At 67.7% G+C, this 17,083-nt stretch carries 20 protein-coding genes, 1 tRNA gene and 1 pseudogene; 17 read left to right on the top strand and 5 right to left on the bottom strand.

What is annotated here, in order from left to right:
- The first annotated feature begins 9 nt into the window (after positions 1-9).
- Positions 10-570 carry an HD domain-containing protein gene (locus G5C60_RS17280; RefSeq protein WP_206439641.1) on the top strand — a complete coding sequence of 187 codons (561 nt, stop codon included), beginning with the start codon at positions 10-12 and terminating at the stop codon, positions 568-570.
- On the opposite strand, the gene G5C60_RS17275 is transcribed toward G5C60_RS17280, so the two are convergent.
- Together G5C60_RS17275 and G5C60_RS17270 are read right to left on the bottom strand one after the other, a co-directional pair.
- A complete protein-coding gene (locus tag G5C60_RS17275; RefSeq protein ID WP_165260146.1) occupies positions 567-1,040 on the bottom strand; it encodes an NUDIX domain-containing protein in 474 nt (157 codons plus the stop codon). The genes G5C60_RS17280 and G5C60_RS17275 overlap by 4 nt on opposite strands.
- Positions 1,040-1,807 (bottom strand): helix-turn-helix transcriptional regulator, encoded by a 768-nt coding sequence (locus G5C60_RS17270; RefSeq protein WP_165260144.1) that lies wholly within the window; start codon positions 1,805-1,807, stop codon positions 1,040-1,042. The genes G5C60_RS17275 and G5C60_RS17270 overlap by 1 nt, the downstream gene beginning before the upstream one ends.
- A gap of 340 nt (positions 1,808-2,147) precedes the next feature.
- On the opposite strand from G5C60_RS17270, the gene G5C60_RS17265 reads away from it, so the two are divergent.
- The 15 genes from G5C60_RS17265 (at position 2,148) to G5C60_RS17195 (ending at position 12,750) form a co-directional block, all read left to right on the top strand.
- Positions 2,148-2,435 carry a hypothetical protein gene (locus G5C60_RS17265; RefSeq protein WP_165260142.1) on the top strand — a complete coding sequence of 96 codons (288 nt, stop codon included), beginning with the start codon at positions 2,148-2,150 and terminating at the stop codon, positions 2,433-2,435.
- A 5-nt stretch (positions 2,436-2,440) separates the two neighbouring features.
- Complete coding sequence (locus tag G5C60_RS17260; RefSeq protein ID WP_241266872.1) at positions 2,441-3,031, top strand: hypothetical protein; 591 nt, start codon at positions 2,441-2,443, stop codon at positions 3,029-3,031.
- Complete coding sequence (locus G5C60_RS17255) at positions 3,028-3,225, top strand: hypothetical protein (RefSeq protein WP_165260138.1); 198 nt, start codon at positions 3,028-3,030, stop codon at positions 3,223-3,225. The genes G5C60_RS17260 and G5C60_RS17255 overlap by 4 nt, the downstream gene beginning before the upstream one ends.
- Positions 3,222-4,217: a DUF2637 domain-containing protein gene (locus tag G5C60_RS17250; protein WP_165260136.1), complete on the top strand. Its 996-nt coding sequence runs from the start codon at positions 3,222-3,224 to the stop codon at positions 4,215-4,217. The genes G5C60_RS17255 and G5C60_RS17250 overlap by 4 nt, the downstream gene beginning before the upstream one ends.
- Positions 4,217-4,600, top strand: a complete 384-nt coding sequence (locus tag G5C60_RS17245; protein WP_165260134.1) for an RRQRL motif-containing zinc-binding protein — start codon at positions 4,217-4,219, stop codon at positions 4,598-4,600. The genes G5C60_RS17250 and G5C60_RS17245 overlap by 1 nt, the downstream gene beginning before the upstream one ends.
- Positions 4,601-4,678: 78 nt before the next feature.
- Entirely contained in the window at positions 4,679-6,907 is a 2,229-nt protein-coding gene (locus G5C60_RS17240) for a cell division protein FtsK (RefSeq protein ID WP_338145844.1), read from the top strand.
- Positions 6,908-7,047: 140 nt separating this feature from the next.
- On the top strand, positions 7,048-7,323 hold the full coding sequence (locus G5C60_RS17235; protein WP_165260132.1) for a hypothetical protein: 276 nt from the start codon (positions 7,048-7,050) through the stop codon (positions 7,321-7,323).
- Positions 7,320-7,514 (top strand): hypothetical protein, encoded by a 195-nt coding sequence (locus G5C60_RS17230; RefSeq protein ID WP_165260130.1) that lies wholly within the window; start codon positions 7,320-7,322, stop codon positions 7,512-7,514. Before G5C60_RS17235 ends, G5C60_RS17230 begins: the two co-directional genes overlap by 4 nt.
- A 13-nt stretch (positions 7,515-7,527) precedes the next feature.
- Complete coding sequence (locus G5C60_RS17225) at positions 7,528-8,133, top strand: hypothetical protein (protein WP_165260128.1); 606 nt, start codon at positions 7,528-7,530, stop codon at positions 8,131-8,133.
- Positions 8,130-8,441 (top strand): hypothetical protein, encoded by a 312-nt coding sequence (locus tag G5C60_RS17220; RefSeq protein WP_241266871.1) that lies wholly within the window; start codon positions 8,130-8,132, stop codon positions 8,439-8,441. The genes G5C60_RS17225 and G5C60_RS17220 overlap by 4 nt, the downstream gene beginning before the upstream one ends.
- Before the next feature lie 20 nt (positions 8,442-8,461).
- The gene (locus tag G5C60_RS17215) at positions 8,462-8,926 is read left to right on the top strand and encodes a hypothetical protein (RefSeq protein ID WP_165260126.1); all 465 of its coding nucleotides are present in this window, start codon (positions 8,462-8,464) and stop codon (positions 8,924-8,926) included.
- A gap of 89 nt (positions 8,927-9,015) precedes the next feature.
- The gene (locus tag G5C60_RS17210; protein ID WP_165260124.1) at positions 9,016-9,945 is read left to right on the top strand and encodes a bifunctional DNA primase/polymerase; all 930 of its coding nucleotides are present in this window, start codon (positions 9,016-9,018) and stop codon (positions 9,943-9,945) included.
- On the top strand, positions 9,942-11,099 hold the full coding sequence (locus G5C60_RS17205) for an AAA family ATPase (protein WP_165260122.1): 1,158 nt from the start codon (positions 9,942-9,944) through the stop codon (positions 11,097-11,099). The genes G5C60_RS17210 and G5C60_RS17205 overlap by 4 nt, the downstream gene beginning before the upstream one ends.
- Positions 11,096-11,290 carry a helix-turn-helix transcriptional regulator gene (locus G5C60_RS17200; protein ID WP_067029612.1) on the top strand — a complete coding sequence of 65 codons (195 nt, stop codon included), beginning with the start codon at positions 11,096-11,098 and terminating at the stop codon, positions 11,288-11,290. The genes G5C60_RS17205 and G5C60_RS17200 overlap by 4 nt, the downstream gene beginning before the upstream one ends.
- Complete coding sequence (locus G5C60_RS17195; RefSeq protein ID WP_420907381.1) at positions 11,287-12,750, top strand: tyrosine-type recombinase/integrase; 1,464 nt, start codon at positions 11,287-11,289, stop codon at positions 12,748-12,750. Before G5C60_RS17200 ends, G5C60_RS17195 begins: the two co-directional genes overlap by 4 nt.
- A gap of 44 nt (positions 12,751-12,794) precedes the next feature.
- Here G5C60_RS17195 and G5C60_RS52130 read toward each other — a convergent pair whose 3' ends face one another.
- The 3 genes and pseudogenes from G5C60_RS52130 to G5C60_RS17185 all read right to left on the bottom strand — a co-directional run bounded on the left by G5C60_RS52130 (position 12,795) and on the right by G5C60_RS17185 (position 16,139).
- Positions 12,795-13,817 (bottom strand): SEL1-like repeat protein, encoded by a 1,023-nt coding sequence (locus G5C60_RS52130; protein WP_241266869.1) that lies wholly within the window; start codon positions 13,815-13,817, stop codon positions 12,795-12,797.
- 1,326 nt (positions 13,818-15,143) lie between these two features.
- Positions 15,144-15,371, bottom strand: a pseudogene (locus G5C60_RS54165) (helix-turn-helix domain-containing protein); the annotation flags it as partial.
- Positions 15,372-16,067: 696 nt separating this feature from the next.
- A tRNA-Arg gene (locus G5C60_RS17185) sits at positions 16,068-16,139 on the bottom strand.
- 118 nt (positions 16,140-16,257) lie between these two features.
- Between G5C60_RS17185 and G5C60_RS17180 the strand changes: the two genes are divergently transcribed.
- On the top strand, positions 16,258-16,764 hold the full coding sequence (locus tag G5C60_RS17180; protein WP_165260118.1) for a response regulator: 507 nt from the start codon (positions 16,258-16,260) through the stop codon (positions 16,762-16,764).
- Positions 16,765-17,083: the final 319 nt, after the last annotated feature.

Genomic DNA, 17,083 nt, shown 5'->3' with positions numbered 1-17,083 from the left:
TTGGCCGTCATGGGACTGACTGAGTGGGCGTACTCGCTCTCCGAATCGCTGCTGTCCGATCCGCTCCCGCGTCGGTGGGCGCACTCGTTGGGGGTCGCCAAGCGCGCTCGTTCCTTGGGCCCGATCATGGGTGACGATGCCGAGTTGCTGGAAGCCGCTGCGGTGCTGCATGACATCGGATACTCGCCGACCATCGCCACCACCGGCTTTCACCCGCTGGACGGTGCGCGGTTCCTCCGCGACCAGGAAAAGGCAGACGAGCGGGTCGTTCGTCTCGTGGCTCACCACTCATGCGCCCTGCTGGAAGCTGAGGAGCGCGGACTGAGGCAGGAGCTAGAGGGGGAGTTCGAGCTAGAGCGTCCGGACCTGGTTGACGCCCTGCTGTACTGCGACATGACGACGACGCCGGACGGGACGCAGACCACGCCGGCCGAGCGGCTGGACGAGATCGTGCAGCGGTACGGTCCGGACACGATCGTCGGGCGGTTCATTCAGCGCGCGGCTCCCGAGATCCACGCAGCGGCGAAGCGCGTTGAGGGCCGGTTGGTGCAGGTCTCTGCCGACGGTTAGCCGATGTAGGGCTCTCGCCGCGATTTGTCGAGACCATGCCGGATTCGCAGCATCATCGACGGGTGAATGTCCAGTCCATCGAGGTCCGTTGGGGCAACCCAGCGGACCTCTTTTGATTCGCTGCTTGTACGAAGGGAACCGCCGACGGGGTGGGCTCGGAAGCAGATGGAGAACTGTTGCCGAACCTCTCCGTCGTCGTACGCCAGCACGTGTTCAGGGTCGGTGTAGAGCCCCACGATGCTGTCTACCTCAACGTCAATGCCGGTCTCTTCCGCAACCTCACGGACGACAGTGTCACCGATGCGCTCGCCGATGTCGTGGCCACCGCCGGGCAGTGCCCACAGATCGTTGTCCGTCTTGTGGATGAGCAGCAACTGCCCCGCGTCGTCTCGGACGACCGCGGTGACCGAGGGCACGACCGAGTTGGCCTGAGGAGCGTTCGGGTCGCGGAAGTAGTCGATGCGGCTCATCAGGCAGTGCCTTCCCAATCGGCAGGTGAAGAGATCGGGCGGGCCGATTCCCAGACCTTCTCAACGCTCTCAGCGTAGGCGTCGAAGAGTTCACCGCCGGGCACGCGTCGCAGGTGCAGCACGGGGGCCATGTAGGCGCCGACGCCGTAGAGATGCCCGTTCGCCAACATCTCGTCATCGGACCGGTAGATCGAGTTGTAGAGGGTCGTGCCGTGCAGCCGGAACTCCACCCCGGGGAGCCCGAAGAGCGGGCCGTAGTTGATGAGGGCGTTCCGGATCTTGCCTGCCATCGTCGCGCCGATCCCTTCGTCCTCGCCGCGCACGGCTACGGCCTGCGACGTGGGCTCTCCCAGCATGAAGCGAATGGGCACTCCGTCGGCTGACTTCTCCTTCACGATGCGGTGGAACGTCGCGTCTTCCGTGAGCCAGAACCCGGAGTACACCAACAGGTCAAACTGACGGGTCGCCGTGGAGTAGAGGTTCGTCCAAAGGGTCTGCATCACGACGGACCGGTGCGGATAGAGCCTGACCAACTCCGCGTTGCCAGAGGCCGTGACCTCGGCTGATGTGCGTTCGTCCGGCCATAGGTACGACACCTCGCACCTCAGCAGCGAGGCTGTCGCGAACTGGAAGCGGCGATATGGCTTGCGCTCAGGTTCGTTGATCCAGCGTTCGACTGTCTTGGACGCGACCCCGAGCCGTTCAGCGACCTCATCGAGCGTCAGACCCAAGTCCACTATCGCGCCGCGCAGTCGCTCGTTCGCCACGCCAACCTCCCGCTAGTTGGGACGACTTGGTACGACTTCACGCTAGCCAAGAGCGACCCAAGTCGTACAGGCGCGAAGTCGAGCGTCGCCGCCGACGAGGCCAGTCTGTAGGTACATCGAGCGGAGGGGCCCGCAGAACTCCAAACAGCCGAAGGGCTTGACGGGGCGAATCCTCCTCTGCAAGATGAGGAACACGTAATACATGTTCCTCAGTGCGGTGCACCGGAAAGCGGTCCCCGGATTCCGCACTGCCCTGAACATGCGTGTCCGACGGCGGGACTCCCCAGCAAGGTCGCCCGCCGCTGGAGCTCTCCCTGCCCATCGACTCAGGAGAACGTCAATGCGCACGTACATCGGCCACCAACAGGCCATCTCTGCTGAGGACTTCGCGGAACTGGCGCTCGGTACCCCCGTTGAGCTGTGGCTCGGGGTTGAGGGCGAGAGCGACGAAGAGCGCGCGGCCCGCCTGGACGCGGCGCGCGACATCCTCGCCGACGACCCGGACCTTCCCGACGGCCTGATCCGCATGGCCGCGGAGGTCATCGAGGCCCACCCGGACCTGTTCGACGTCGTGCCGCTGGTCCGCCCCGCCCGCTGCCGCGTGGCGCGCAAGGGGGTGGCGGCATGAGGACCATGGCCCCTACCGCTGAGGAACTGGCCGACCACACCGGCAAGCCCCGCGCCGCCCTCCACATGCCGCTGAGCTACGAGCAGACACGGTTGGGCATGGCCTTCCACGAGGCCGGTCACGCGGTGCTGTCCATGACCTACGGCATGCACGTCATCACCAGTGAGGTCATCGCCTGGTCCACCGATGACGGTGGTTGGGCGGTCACCGGCGCCACCACGTGGCAGGCGCAGGACACGCCGCCGTGGCACTTCGCCGCGCAGTGCGCGGCCGGATCGCTCGCGCAGGTGCAGTACCTGATGGTCTACGGTCTGTGGACCCCCGAGCGGGCTGCCGCCTGCGCAGCCGAGCATGACCGTGAGCTGGCCATCGACGTTCTCGCGCAGGCTGGTTCCCAGCTCGGTCGCGACCACACGCCCAAGGGCGGCAAGTCCTGGGGCATGGTGCGCGGGATGGCCCGCCGCAAGGTGACCCACCTGTGGCGCGAGATCCGCACCGTGGCGCTCGCCATGGACGAGCACGACAGCCTCACTGGCGACGAGATCGCCACCCTGACCGGCCTGGTCAACCCGCCGCTGCGGGGAGGTGCGGCATGACGACCAACCCCACGCCCACGCCGAAGGGCTGGCCGCTCGCGCTGGTCCTGACCGGTGTCGTCGTCGCCCTCAGCGGCTCTCTCGCTGCCCTGGTGACCGGCCACCAGTCCCTGATGGGCATCGCCGCTGTCGGGTTCGCCATGCAGTTCGTCGGGTGGGTCCGTCACGGCCGCCGGAACGGGGGTCAGCGATGACCGCCACGACCTCTACTCCCGAGGTGCCCGCGTCCGGGGTGCCGCCGCTGACGAAACCGGAGATGGGGCTCGCCGGTATCGGCGCGCTCGCCGCGGCCGGAGTCGGCGCACTCGGGTTGGCCTCTTCCTTCGACGCTCTGTCGGCCGCTGCCGAGCAGTGGGATTTCTCCTCTCCGTGGATGCTGCCGGTTGGCATCGACGTGGCCATCCCGGTGTTCACCGTGGCCAACCTGCTGTTGATCCGGCTGGACATGGCGTGGGCGTGGGTGCGGTTCGTTCCCTGGGTGCTCACCCTGGTCACGTGCTGGCTGAACGTCGCAGCTGGACACTCCCTGTCGGCGAAGTTGGCGCACGGCACGATGCCGCTGCTGTGGGTGGTGTTCTCCGAGATCGGCGCGCACGTCTACGCCGTCCGGATCGGCGCAGCTACCGGTCGCCGCATGGAGAAGATCCGGTTCTCCCGGTGGCTGCTGGCCTTCCCGTCCACCTTCGCGTTGTGGCGCCGGATGACGCTGTGGGAGGTCACCTCCTACTCCGAGGCGCTAACGCGGGAGAAGCAGCGGCAGTTGGCCCGCGCGGACCTGCGCGAGCGCTACGGCCGCAAGTGGCGGACGCAGACCCCGCGGCGCGAACGCGTGATGCTACGCATGGGCGAACTTGCCCCCGCCGCTGAGCAGGAGACCCCCGCACCGCCCGCGGTGCAGAATCGGCCGGCACAACCGCCCGCGACCAAGCCGCGCCCGCGCCGACAGGCCACGACCAAGGCCAAGGCGCAGCGCACCTTCGAGGAAGCGCTGAGCGAGGCCCGGACGGTCTCCGCGGAGTGGAAGGACGCGGAGCTGACCGCGGACCGTCTGCGCACCACGCTGCACGTCTCGCAGGCCAACGCCCGCAGGCTGCGCGACACCCTGAAGGCCGAGCGTGTCGACGGCCGTCCGCTGCACTCCGTGGGCGACCCGGAGGGCGATGGACCCGAGGCTGAGGTCGCCTGATGTCCGCGGCATTTGGCCAGTGCTACGACCCGACCGGCGCCCGCTACGGCGTGCCTACCTATCCGTGGCGGCTGGCCCCCGACGACCTCGCGACCCGTCGGCAGCTCCGCGCCCGTGGGCTGCGGCCCGGCGGGCAGCCGATCGCCGCGCAGGTGATGCGCGTCAACCGACGGGCCGGGGGAGTGCGAGTCGCCTACCTCTACCGCGTCGACCGCGCCAAGCCGGTCCGGCCGATGACGTCGCGCAAGTGGGGCGCGCTCGCGCTGGCGATGCTCGCCCGCCGCACCTGCCCCCGCTGCCTGCTCGATGTCGGCTACTGCATCCCGACCTCCTACGGCATCTGCGGCCTGTGCATCACCGCCGAGGAACAGCGCACCGCCTGAACACCCGGCGGGGGCCGTCCGCCCACCTCCTACAGCGACGGCCGGACCCCGCCTTTCCTCCCATTGGAAGGACCTTCAGTGAAGCACCCCGACGACGACAACGAACTGTTCAACCGGCTCGAAGCCGAGATGAGCGCCACTCCTGGAGCCGACTCCGGGGGCGAGGTAGTCGACCTCGACAAGGCACGGTCGGCCCGTACCGAGTCGGCCGACCCGAGCACCCGACCCGACGCCGACCCCGAGACCGGTCGGTCGGGTACCGAGTCGGGCGACCCGACCGCCCGTGTGATGGTCGACCAACCGACCGCCCCGGTGGGGCCCGGCTACCTGGGTCGGCTGCTCGCCGCGAAGCGCCGTCCGGTCGTTCCGGTGTGGCTCAAGTCGCTCGCGGAACTGCGGACCGCGTCGGCGTGGGTGGCCCGCCACTACGCCCACTCGGTCGGCTACCACGCGCTGCGCACCCCGGTCTACGCCGCCCGCCTCACTCTCCAAGCCCCGACGGGTGCCGCGCGGTTCGTGGGCGGCACCATGCGGCGGATGGCCGACCGCGAGGGCGAGCCGGTCCGACTCGCCGCCGTCCGGCGCGAGGACGCAGCCGAGTACCTGAAGCTGTCGCGACAGCGGGACGGACGGGTCCGGCTGCGCACCCTGGTCGCCGTGCTGGCGATGTTCATCGGACTCGGCTCCGCGCTCGCCATCTACGTCCTCGCCCCGACCTGGCTTCAGGCAGTATCGGCGGGCGCGGTCACGCTGGCGCTCGGCCTCGCCGGACGCAAGGCGGACGCCCCAGTCATCCACAAGGCTGTGGAGCTGCCGGATGCGCCGAAGCTGACCAGTGACATCGTGCTGCGGGCGCTGGGAGCGCTGGGCATTCCGGCGATCAACCAGGCGCAGGCAAAGGGACGGGACGGCTTCGCCTTCACCGCCCCGATCACCCGCGACGGGCCCGGCTGGCGCGCCGAGGGCGACCTCCCGTACGGCGTGACGGTCACGGACGTGATGGACCGCCGCGAGCGGCTCGCCTCGGGTCTGCGGCGCCCGCTGGGCTGCGTGTGGCCCGAAGCGGTGCCCGACGAGCACACCGGGCGCCTAGTGCTGTGGGTGGGCGATCAGGACATGTCCAAGACGAAGCCGCCCGCCTGGCCGCTGGCCAAGGCCGGGACGGTGGACCTGTTCAAGCCCGCCGCGTTCGCCACCGACCAGCGCGGACGCTGGGTCGACATCACCCTCATGTACATCGCGGGCGTCATCGGCGCCATCCCGCGCATGGGCAAGACGTTCCTGCTTCGGCTGCTCATGCTGCTCGCCGCCCTGGACCCGCGCGCGGAGCTGCACACCTACGACATGAAGGGCACCGGCGACCTGGACCCGGTAGGCGACGCGGTCGCCTACCGGCACCGGGCCGGAGAGGACGAGGAGGACTTCGAATACGCCCTCGCCGACATGCGCGAGGTCCGCGGTGAGCTACGCCGACGGGCGAAGGTGATCCGCTCGCTGCCGCGGGACGTCTGCCCCGAGTCCAAGGTCACCTCGGAGCTGGCGAACAAGCCCTCTTTGGGGCTGCACCCGATCGTGATCGGGGTGGATGAGTGCCAGAAGTGGTTCGAACACCCCAAGTACGGGGCCGAGTTCGAGGAGATCTGCACCGACCTGGTCAAGCGCGGCCCGGCTACCGGGATCGTGCTGCTGCTCGCCACCCAGCGCCCCGACGCCAAGTCGCTGCCCACCGGCATCAGCGCGAACGCGTCGGCCCGTTGGTGCCTGAAGGTCATGGGCCAGCTGGAGAACGACATGGTGCTGGGCACGTCGTCGTACAAGCGCGGTGTGCGGGCCACCATGTTCAGCTGGGCCGACAAGGGCATCTGCTACTTCGTCGGCGAGGGCGCGGACGCCCGCATCGTCCGCTCGGTGTTCGTCGATGCGGTCGTTGCCGAGCACATCGCGCTGCGCGCCCGTGCGGTTCGCGAGAAGGCAGGCACGCTCGCCGGATACGCCCTCGGGCAGGACCCGGAGACCAGCGAGAGCGGCGGATACGACCTGCTCGCCGACATCCTCGCCGTCGTGCCCGCCGAGGAGCCCAAGGTGTGGTCGGAGACCGTCGCCGCCCGGCTCGCCGAGCTGCGCCCGGACGTCTACGGCGGCTGGGACGCCGAAGGCCTCGCCGCCGCCCTGAAGCCCTACGGCATCGCCACGGGCCAGGTATGGGGCAAGACGGAGTCCGGCAAGGGCGCCAACCGGCGCGGCATCGAGCGCGCCCGACTCACCGCCGCTGTTGCGGAGCGTGACGGAAACCGAGACACGGGCTGAGCGAAGTGCGCCGCTAGACCTAGCACCCACACCCGCTAGGTCTAGCGGCACCGCTAGCACCCCATATCGCACCTGATCAGGCCGCTAGCGCCTAGCGGCCCTCCCCTCGCACACCCCAAAACCGGCCCTGGAGGCCCCAGATGACCCCCGCGCTCGCCGCTAGCGCCCTCCTCCTACTCCTCACCCTCGGTTACGCATCCCTGTGCGCGGTCTCGCCGTTCGGCAACTGCCGCAAGTGCCGCGGCTGGGGCTTCGCGATGAAGACCGACCGCAAGGGCCGCATGAAGCGCGGCAAGGACTGCCGCCGCTGCCACGCGACCGGCAAGCGCATACGCGTCGGCCGCTGGCTCTACAACCGCTGGGCCCGCATCTACCGCGCAGGCACCGACACTCCCCGCCCGGAGGCTTCGCGATGAACATCGACATCTCCGCCGTGCTGCTCTTCGGCCTCGCCTCCGTGGTCGCCGTCAAGACCAAGTCGACCGGCGCGGGCGCCGCGCTGCTGGTCTTCCTCTTCGGCTTCTTCGCCGCCGGGACCGGCGCCTACGAGCCCATCCGCGACCTGGTCGCATCCTTCGCCGACTTCCTGACCGAACTCGGCAACTGACGGGAGAACGCTCGTGAACGAACAGATCGTGGCGCGCCAATGGCTCGCCCTCATCGCCCCCAAGGCCGCGCCCGCACTCGCCACCTCGACCGTGCTGATCCTGGCCCGGATCTGGAACGCCAACGGCGCCGAACACTCCCTCGGCAACGCCGTGTTGATGACCGCACTCTCGCTCGCCGCCGCTGCGGCCGGAGCGTGCGCGAGCGTCGGACACGCCGGAGACAGTGTGATCGCGGGCACCGCATTCGCTGCCTCCGGCGGCATCGCCCTCGCGGGCGTGGCCGGATACGCCGATGGCCTCTCCCTGCCGCTCTTGCTCTGGGTGCTCGCCACGGCCGTCACCTACGGGCTCGTCGCCCGGTACTGGCGCACCGACCGCCGCGAGCGCGTGGCGCACGAGCGGCACGTGAGCGACCGGCGCGAGGAACACGCCCACATCGAACGCGTCGAGACCATCCGCGGCACCACACAGATCGAGGTAGCCCGCACCGGCGCCGCCTACGCCGAGCAGCTCGCACAGGCACTCACCGCCCGCGCGATGCTGCCCGGCTTCGACCCCAAGGCCCTGGAAACGGCAGGCCTGCCCGAACTCCCCACCACCGAGAGGAAGTCCGCATGAGCCGCTGCGCCCTGCCCCGGCTGCGTATCCAGCGCGCCACCTGGCCCCAGCCCGCGCTCATCCTCACCGACACGCCCCGCCCCGACTGCCAGAACTGCGACGGCATCGGCGGCGTCGAGCACGACTACGGCCACCCCGAGACCGGCGAGTACGAGGGCACCGACTGGGAGCCCTGCACCTGCTGGAACGAGAACCGCCGTTGGCTCCTGCTGCCCCTTCCGCGCCTGCCCCGATGGCTGCGACGACGGCGCGACACCGGCCGCGACCCGTGGGCTACCGACGGCTACAGCAACGAACCGTCGTTCTGACCCGAACCCGAGAGGAAGCCATGTTCGAGATCCGCATCATCTGCGATCCCGCCGAAAGCGACCGCGTCAACCAGGCCCTGTCCCAGGCCTTCACTGTCGGCCCCGTACGCCAGCACCCCACCCGCGACGGCAAGAGGCAGCGGCTGTACGTCACCGCCGACCATCGCCCCGAGCTGAAGTCGTGGCCCGAGCCCGAGGAGGCGTACGCGCTCGCCCCGAGCATCATCAGCGAGATCGGATGGACCGCCCGGACAGTCGCGGACAGGCCGTCCTACGACGGATCGAGCCGTGAGTTCTGGCTCCGCAAAGCCGCTCTCTTGGACCGCATCGCGCTGAGCGACGAAGCCGACAGCAGTACCCGCGACGCGGCCGAACTCGCGTCTAGGGCCGCCCACCGGCTGATGGACCTGGACGACGTCCACGGCAGTTGCGAGCCGCGCGCCTACGTCCGTCAGCAGTACGCCCATTGGGCCAAGAACCAGTAGCACTGCCGCGGCGGCGGGACTCCCCAGCAAGGTCGCCCGCCGCCGCGGTTCTCCCTGCCCATCCGTAGACAGAACAGGAGGTCCCCAGGATGCCTCACCTGGACGACGCTGCCCAGCTCACCGCGGCGCTTGAAGCTGCGTCGCACGGCTGGCATGTCTTCCCCCTCCGGCCCGGCGACAAGCGCCCCGCCATCACCGCATGGGAAGAGCGCGCCACCACAGACCCGGACCGCATCACCCGGTGCTGGACGCACGCCCCCTACAACGTCGGCATCGCCACCGGCCCTTCCGGCCTGGTCGTCGTCGACCTCGACACCGCCAAGGGCCCGGAGGACAACCCGCCGGCCGATTGGGCCCACCCCGACATCCGCGACGGCATGGGCGTGTTCTTCGCGCTGTGCCAGCTGCACGAATGGGACGGCTACCTCGTACGGTGCGAGCCGCACGACGGCTTCCGCGAACTCGCCCCGGACACGCACGTCGTGAAGACCCCCAGCGGCGGCACGCACCTGTACTTCGCCGCCCCCGAGGGCGAGCCGCTGCGCAACACCGCGGGCAAGCTCGGCTGGAAGGTCGACACCCGCGCGGAAGGCGGCTACGTGGTCGGCGCGGGCAGCATCGTCAAGGGCCACCCGTACACGACCGTCCGTGCCGCTCCCGTGGCGCCGCTGCCCGCATGGCTGACGGACCTGCTACGCCCCGCGCCACTGCCCCCGCAGCGCCCCATCACGGTCGCGCTCGCCACCCGCGACCGGCGCACCGCGTTCCTGAACGCCGCGGTCAACGGCGAGTTGGCCCGCGTCACCGACTCCGGTGAGCACCAGCACAACCACGCGCTCTACCTCGCCTCGGTCGCTCTCGGACAGCTTGTCGCCGGGGGAGAGCTGAGCGAAGCCGACGTGACCGGCTGGCTCCTGTCCGCCGCGCTCCAAGTCGGTCAGGGCGAGCACGAGGCACGGCGCACCATCGCTTCCGGCCTGCGGGCCGGAGCCAACCGCCCCCGAAGGGTCGCGGCATGAGCACCAACCCGATTCCCCCACTGCACCTGTACTCCGTACCCAGCGACCCAGAGGCGGCCCCGCGGGAGCTGCCGAAGCGGGAGCGCCCGCGCACCGCATGGACCGCGGATCAGCTCATGGCGGCGGACTTCCCGGAGCCGAAATGGGCGGTGCCCGGCCTCCTCGCCGAAGGCGTCAGCCTGCTCGCCGGACCGCCCAAGGTCGGCAAGTCCTGGCTCTCCCTCGGGCTCGGACTCGCGGTCGCGGCCGGAGGGCAGGCGTTCGACTCCGTGCCCGTCCAGGGCGGCCCGGTGCTCTACCTCGCCCTGGAAGACACCCCCCGCCGTCTTCAGACCCGCATGGGCAAACTCCTGGGCGGCCAACAGGCCCCGGCCGGTCTGACCCTGGTCACCGAATGCCCGCCCTTCCCCCAGGGCGGGACCGAGGCCATTGCACAGTGGTTGGATCGCAACCTCGATGCCCGCATGGTCGTCATCGACGTGTTCGCCAAGATGCGCGGCCAAGCCCCGCAGGGCGTGTCCGCGTACGACGCGGATTACGTCTCCGTCAGCTACGCGAAGCGGCTCGCCGATCACTACGGCATCGCCATTGTGCTCGTTCACCACGTCCGCAAGGCAGGCTCCGACGACTTCCTCACGGAGGTCTCCGGGACCAACGGCATCGCGGGCGCCGCGGACGCCACCCTCGTACTCAAGCGGGCCCGAGGGCAGGCAGACGGCATCCTGCACGTCACCGGGCGGGACGTGGACGAAGCCGAGTACGCGCTCAGCTTCCAAGCCGCCTCCGGTGCCTGGCATCTGTTGGACGGCCCGGTGTCCGACCACACCGTGGGCGACACCCGCGCCGCGATCCTGCGGCACGTCCGTGCCAACCCCGGGGCGAAGCCGAAGGACATCGCGGGCGACCTGCCGCAGGTCGACATCGACACCATCCGCCGCACCTGCTCCCGCATGGCCGCTGACGGACAGCTCACCAGGGACGGCAGCGGCCGGTACTACCCGGACACCGAGACCCGGACACAGGGCGTACCGGAGCTGTCCGAGCTGTCCGACTGTCCGGTTACCGCACCTGACCAGCCCGAACGCCCCGGACAGTCGGAATTGGAGCTGTCCGGGCTGTCCGGGTCGACCGAATCCGAAGGGACGGCGGTATGAGCGCCCGCGCGCTGGACGAGAAGTTGACCGTCGCGGAGGTCATCACCGATCTGAAGGTGGCTCCGTCGACGTTCTACCGGTGGCGCCAACTCGGGAAGGGCCCGCGGTCGATCAAGCTTCCCAACGGTGACGTTCGCATCCGCAGGTCGGAATACGAGCGGTGGCTTGCGGAGCGGGAGGACGCCGCGTGAGCACGACCGAAGACACCGCGGCGCTCCGCCCCCACGGGGAGGCCCGGCCGGGGTACTCCCTCGATGTCCGGCTGTGGAAAGTCACGAAGGTCGACCGCAAGGCGCGGCCGTATCAACTCCGATGGGTCGTCGGCGGGAAGGTGAGCAGCGCGACGTTCGCCACGTCGGCACTCGCCGAAAGCCGACGCTCGGAGTTGCGGCAAGCCATGCGGCGGGGCGAAGCGTTCGAGATCGCAAGCGGACAGCCTGAGTCCGAAGTCCGCGCGGCGGCTGAAGCGGCGGCAACGGCGGCTGAGGCCAAGCCGTCGTTGCGGTGGTTCGAGTTCTGCCGGAAGTACGTCGCCGGGCGGTGGCGCATGAGTGCTGCGAAAACCCGTGAGGGCATGGCGGACGGTCTCGCGGCCGTGGCGCTCGCCATGGTGAAGCGAGGCGAGAACACCCCTGAGGACAAGTACCTGCGCCTGGCGTTTCGGTGGGCGATCGTCCCCGCGAACGCGGGACAGGAGCCGCCGGCCGAACTGAAGGCCGCGTACGAGTGGCTCACGAAAGAGGATCGGCCGCTTGTCGACCTGGTCGACCTTGAGGTGTTCGAGGACGTGTTGTACCGCCTCAGCTATCGACTGGACGGTACCCCGGCGGCGGGGGAGACGCACAAGCGGCGGCGCCGCGCCCTGAACACGGCCCTCGAACACGCGGTGGCCGCGAAGGAACTCCCGGAGAATCCTCTTCAGGGGAACCACAAGAAGCGCGTGGGTTCCGGTGGGGTGGTGGACCGACGCGTCCTCGTGAACGCCGTACAGGGGCGCCAGTTGCTCACCGCCGTCTCTTACGTCGGCTCGTGGGACCGCAGCCGCGGGCGCCGCCTTGTGGCGTTCTACGCGGTTCTGTACTACGCGGGGCTCAGGCCCGCTGAGGCGGTCGGGCTGAGGCTCCCTGACTGCCATCTACCGGAGGAGGGTTGGGGCACGCTGACGCTGCGGGAGACGCGCCCCGTCTCGGGCAAGCAATGGACCGACTCCGGGGAGCGGCACGACCGCCGGGGCCTGAAGGCTCGCGAGTCCGATACCGACCGCCCGGTCCCCATCCCGCCCGTCCTGGTCTCCATTCTTCGGGCCCACCTGAAGATTTTCGGGGCTGCCAAGGAGGGGCGTGTGTTCGGGAACGAGCGCGGGGGAGTCGTCGGCTCATCCACCTACTGGCGCGTGTGGGAGGAGGCGCGGTTGTTCGCTCTCCCGCCGGACCGCGTCGAATCGCCGCTTGCTGGGCGCCCGTACGACCTGCGGCACGCATGCATCACGCGGTGGCTGAACGCCGGGGTCCCGATCGCTGAGGTCGCCCGGCGGGTCGGCAACTCACCAGAGGTGATTCACCGCCGGTATCACGGCTGCATCGACGGGCACGAGGAAGCGGCTAACGCAAAGATCGCAAAGGCACTTGAGGAGGATGGAGACGCGGCTTAGCGAGGGTGATCATTACTCCTGGAGCCGTCTTGAAAGTGATCGCTCTAAGGCAACCACCAAGGTTCAACCGTCGGTGTTCCGTCCGGGTTGAGCCCGTACGGCCATAAGCCATCGGGCTCTGCGCGTCCACCTCTCGCCCCTGACAGCACGCGGACGGCGGATGCATCCCCGGCATTAGCAGCCTGCAGAGCGATTTCCTCGGCACTAGCGTGATCACCCATGTCCTCTTTTAGCTCGCAGAGTCGGAACATCGCATAAGTACTTCCTGCCTCAACCGATCGCCAGTAGAGAGACTCCGCCTCTTTAAGATTCCCAGCCGTTCTCATCAGGCCCGCGAGAGGCGCCAGCGGTGCATTATCGCCGGAATCCAGCAAGGTTCGATAAATCGCATCTGCTTCATCCAGACTGCCAGTCTTCTCTCGTTCCTTTGCAATTTCCATCAGTGCATAGGAATTCCCATCCCGCCCAGCGCGCTCAAGCATTGCTCCAGCTCGGTCGTGATCTTTCATGCCTAAGAATAAATAATGGCAAAAAATTCCATACGTATCACCGTTACGATTACCTTCTGCCACGGCCTCTCGGAATCTATCAAAGTCCCCCTTGTCCCCCACCTCCTCAATCCTAGACCTGAGACGTTCGCCCTCTTTTCTCTCGGCCCACCGGCCTATAGTAGAATGTTTTTCCGCTCCAGTCGCTCTATCCAGCGATGCAATCATTGTGCGTGCGGTCTGACGTATTAGGTGGAGAATGGATCGATTTAACATCGTGAGGGATTCGAAAGCATCCCCACCTCGGTCCAATATGATTCGCCCCAACGCCCCCAAGGATTCCGTATCTCCGCGATTCAAGGCCTGCCGGTATAGCCTTTCCGCCCCTTCCGCATCTCCCAATTCTTCAAGCTTTTGAGCTAGGCGGTATGTCGCGTGGCCGTCGCCAGCTTTAGTAGCCTTCTGATACCATTCTTCAGCTCCGTCTGCATCTCCGGCCTCTTCGCAGAGATACCCCAAGTCGCCCATGGCGCGAGCGTTACCCATTTCAGCAGACTGCCGAAGCAGCGGTTCAGCCACGCTAGGGTGTTCTTCCATCCACATGCCAGCTAAGTCAACCAACGCGGAAGCGTCCGCTTGTTCCGCAACTCGACCAGTGAGGCGATGGGCCCACTGAAGTCGATACCGAGCATGAGCAGCGCTGGCAAGGTTTGCTAGCACAGTAGGATCTGTCAATCCCTCATGAGCCGCCTCCCAGAACGAAGCTGGTGGACAACTGTGTCGACGCTCAAGTCGACCTAGCTGATCCAGCGAATCAGCCAGTCGATATTCATTGCCGTCAACCTCGCCGATCCGGTTTGATTGGCCCAGACGAGGGCCGCGAAGGCGAACGGGCATCAGGGGTGCCATGTTCCCGTGAACTTGTCTAGTGGCCTCCCGGAAGGCTTCGTCTACCCAATCACACCCTAGGGTTACGTATTCAGAGTCCGAAATATAGTCCTCGGCTGCTTGGGTAAGGAAATTCCCGGTTATGCGACTCCCGACACCAAGGCGACGCGCATCCATAGCGGCTTGAATTAGTGCACGAACGGAAGGGGTAGCAGTCCTATACCGTTCAGCTAGAGCGGGAGCGCCTGCCAGATATTGAGTTAGGCGCCCTCCTTGTGCTTGATTCAACGCCTGAGTGAGTTGCAGGTCTCCTTCGCTAGCTTTGGTTCTGGCGTCTCTTATCGCGAACGTATCAAAACTATCTGGAAGCGAGAGCAGTCGTCCCGCCAAGAGTTCCCGCGTCTGAGGGTGTAGATCTGGCTTTCCAGGTGCTGGGAGAGCCGTGTATTCAGCCGCGTAGTTATTCCAGAGAGTCCCTAATATCAGGATGGGGCCTGCCGTTCGGTCAACTAGGAGCGAGCGTAGGGAAGCCGCGATGCGCTCTCCCACCCCCCGACTCGCGCCAAGGTAGTGCTGGGCTTCGTTTAGCCACACCACAGTGCCCGGCCCCACGCGTTGGAGATCGTTCAAGGCTGCTTCGGCCCGGGTGGGGTCGAAAGGGTGCCAGAGGCGCCATCCCCGTGGCGCTAGGGGTTGAATCGCCTCCCAACAAGCGCGGGTCTTCCCTGTTGAGGACGGGCCGACCAGCACAATCACACCGCTATGGCCGTCGGCTGCTGCCTTGACGAGGTCATCCAATTCTTGATCGTGGTAGCGCCGTACATATCCGGGCAACCGGCGACCCTGTACGCCCCCTAAGCCGGTCTTACTGGGTGCGACATCGATGGCCGGATGAACTTCGAGGTCGTGCGGGTCAAAATCAGCGATTGGCCGCCCAACGCCCGCAGGTGGGAAGAACGTGCCCCTCACGGACCCCTCGCGTTGAACGCCAGCAGCCGTTGCCCGGAGCTTCAGGAGCTCCGGCACATCCAGACGGAGTGCCTGGGCGAGCGCCACAACTGTTCGAGCCGAGGGAACGGAAGCAGACCTGTTGAAAGCTTCGCTGACAGCAGTTCGCCCCAACTCCGAGCGCCGGGCGAGAGCGGTCTTCGTCATGCCTCGCTCTGCTAGCCCACGCTCCAAGCGATCACGTAGTTCAACGAGGGCCGCTCCGGGAGACCAACCATCCTCATCCTCTACGGCCATGCAGTCCCCTGTGATCGTTCGCTCCTGTTCGTCTTCGACCAGTTCTACCGCTGCGGACCACGACGAACAGCAGCTTGAGGAGATTCAGCGGCACAGATTGGCTTACCGACAGGAGATCGATCATGTCTGACCACTCAGCTGCCGTTGTACTGGGCTGTGTCGCGGTCGTGTTGCTCGCAACCCTTGCCGCGATCGCTGCCGCTTTCTCTGCACGCCGAGACCATGCCACCTACCCCGTAGCTTGTTCCCGAGCCGCCGCGGCGTTCGGAACCGCCCTGATGCTCGTTTGCAGTGTCACTACGACGTTGGTGGCCATCTCACGCTGACCAGCGACCTCGGGTCACCGCTAGCTGACAGCAGAGGCGGGACTAAGGCGAGGCTCGCAGCGCCTCTACTGCCCCTGTTTGAGCGCTCCGCATAGCGGCGCCAGCAGCCAAAGCGCCGATCAGTCCGAAGCTCCCGGCGATCAGGGCCGCCAACCCATCGTTCATCACATCATCCTCGTCGCGGTTGGCGCGGCCTGATGCCACGCTCTACGGCTGACGAGTGCGTCGGAGGTGTGTCGCGTGTATCGCAGATAGTGCGCGAACACTGAGAGACAACGAGAAAGAGCGGGAGTCAGTGAGACTGACTCCCGCTCTCTCATGTCGGCATCCGCACAGGTCAGAGCTTGATTCTTGCTGCTTGACTGGCGAGTGCCCCCGGCAGGATTCGAACCTGCGCACACGGCTCCGGAGGCCGTTGCTCTATCCCCTGAGCTACGGGGGCGTGTCGGGCGCGGTGTGCGCGGCGACGAGTAGAACCCTACCAGCTCTGTCGGGGGCGTCATGAACGGGTTTTGAGGTGGGGAAACGGGTGTGCGTGCGAGCCCCCGGGCACGGCGGAAGTGGGGAAAAGCCGGACGCGGGCGGGGGTGCGGACCTACTCTCGAGTTGTGCCAGGGGCGTCGGGTCGGGTGCTTGTTGTGGACGACAACAAGGTCATCCGGCAGCTGATCAGGGTCAACCTCGAGCTGGAGGGTTTCGAGGTCGTGACCGCGGCTGACGGTGCCGAGTGTCTGGATGTCATTCATCAGGTGCGGCCCGATGTCGTCACCCTGGATGTGGTGATGCCCCGGCTCGACGGGCTGCGGACGGCCGCCCGGCTCCGCGCCGATCCGCGCACCCGGAACCTGCCTCTCGCCATCGTGAGCGCCTGCACGCAGTACGAGGTCGAGGGTGGGCTCGATGTGGGGGTGGACGCCTTTCTGGCCAAGCCCTTCGAGCCTGCCGAACTCGTGCGGCTCGTACGGCAGTTGATGGAGCGGCGGAGTGGCGGAGCGTCCTTCGGGGACCCGCTCGGGGCCACGGGAGAGACCGAGCGCGCGGAGCGCGCCGGGCGCGCCGGCGGCTGACGGCTTCGCGCTGGCGGCTGGCGCCTCCACGTCGGCGGCCAACGACCCTGGGCCTGCGGCCACCGATCCCACGCTGGTGACACCGATCCCGCGTCGGCGGCAACGACCCCGCGCCGGCGGCCAACGATCCTGGGCCTGCGGCCAACGCCCCCGCGTCGACGGCCACCGCCCCCCGGCCGGCGGCTGACGCCCGCGGGTCGGCGACCACCGACCTCAGGCCGGCGGCCAACACGCCCGCGTCGACGGCCACCGCCCCCCGGCCGGCGGCTGACGCCCCTGGGTCGGCGACCACCGACCTCAGGCCGGCGGCCAACGCCCC

The organism is Streptomyces scabichelini, assembly GCF_011045015.1.
Lineage (GTDB): Bacteria > Actinomycetota > Actinomycetes > Streptomycetales > Streptomycetaceae > Streptomyces > Streptomyces scabichelini.
This window is presented reverse-complemented; position numbering and strand designations above follow the sequence as displayed.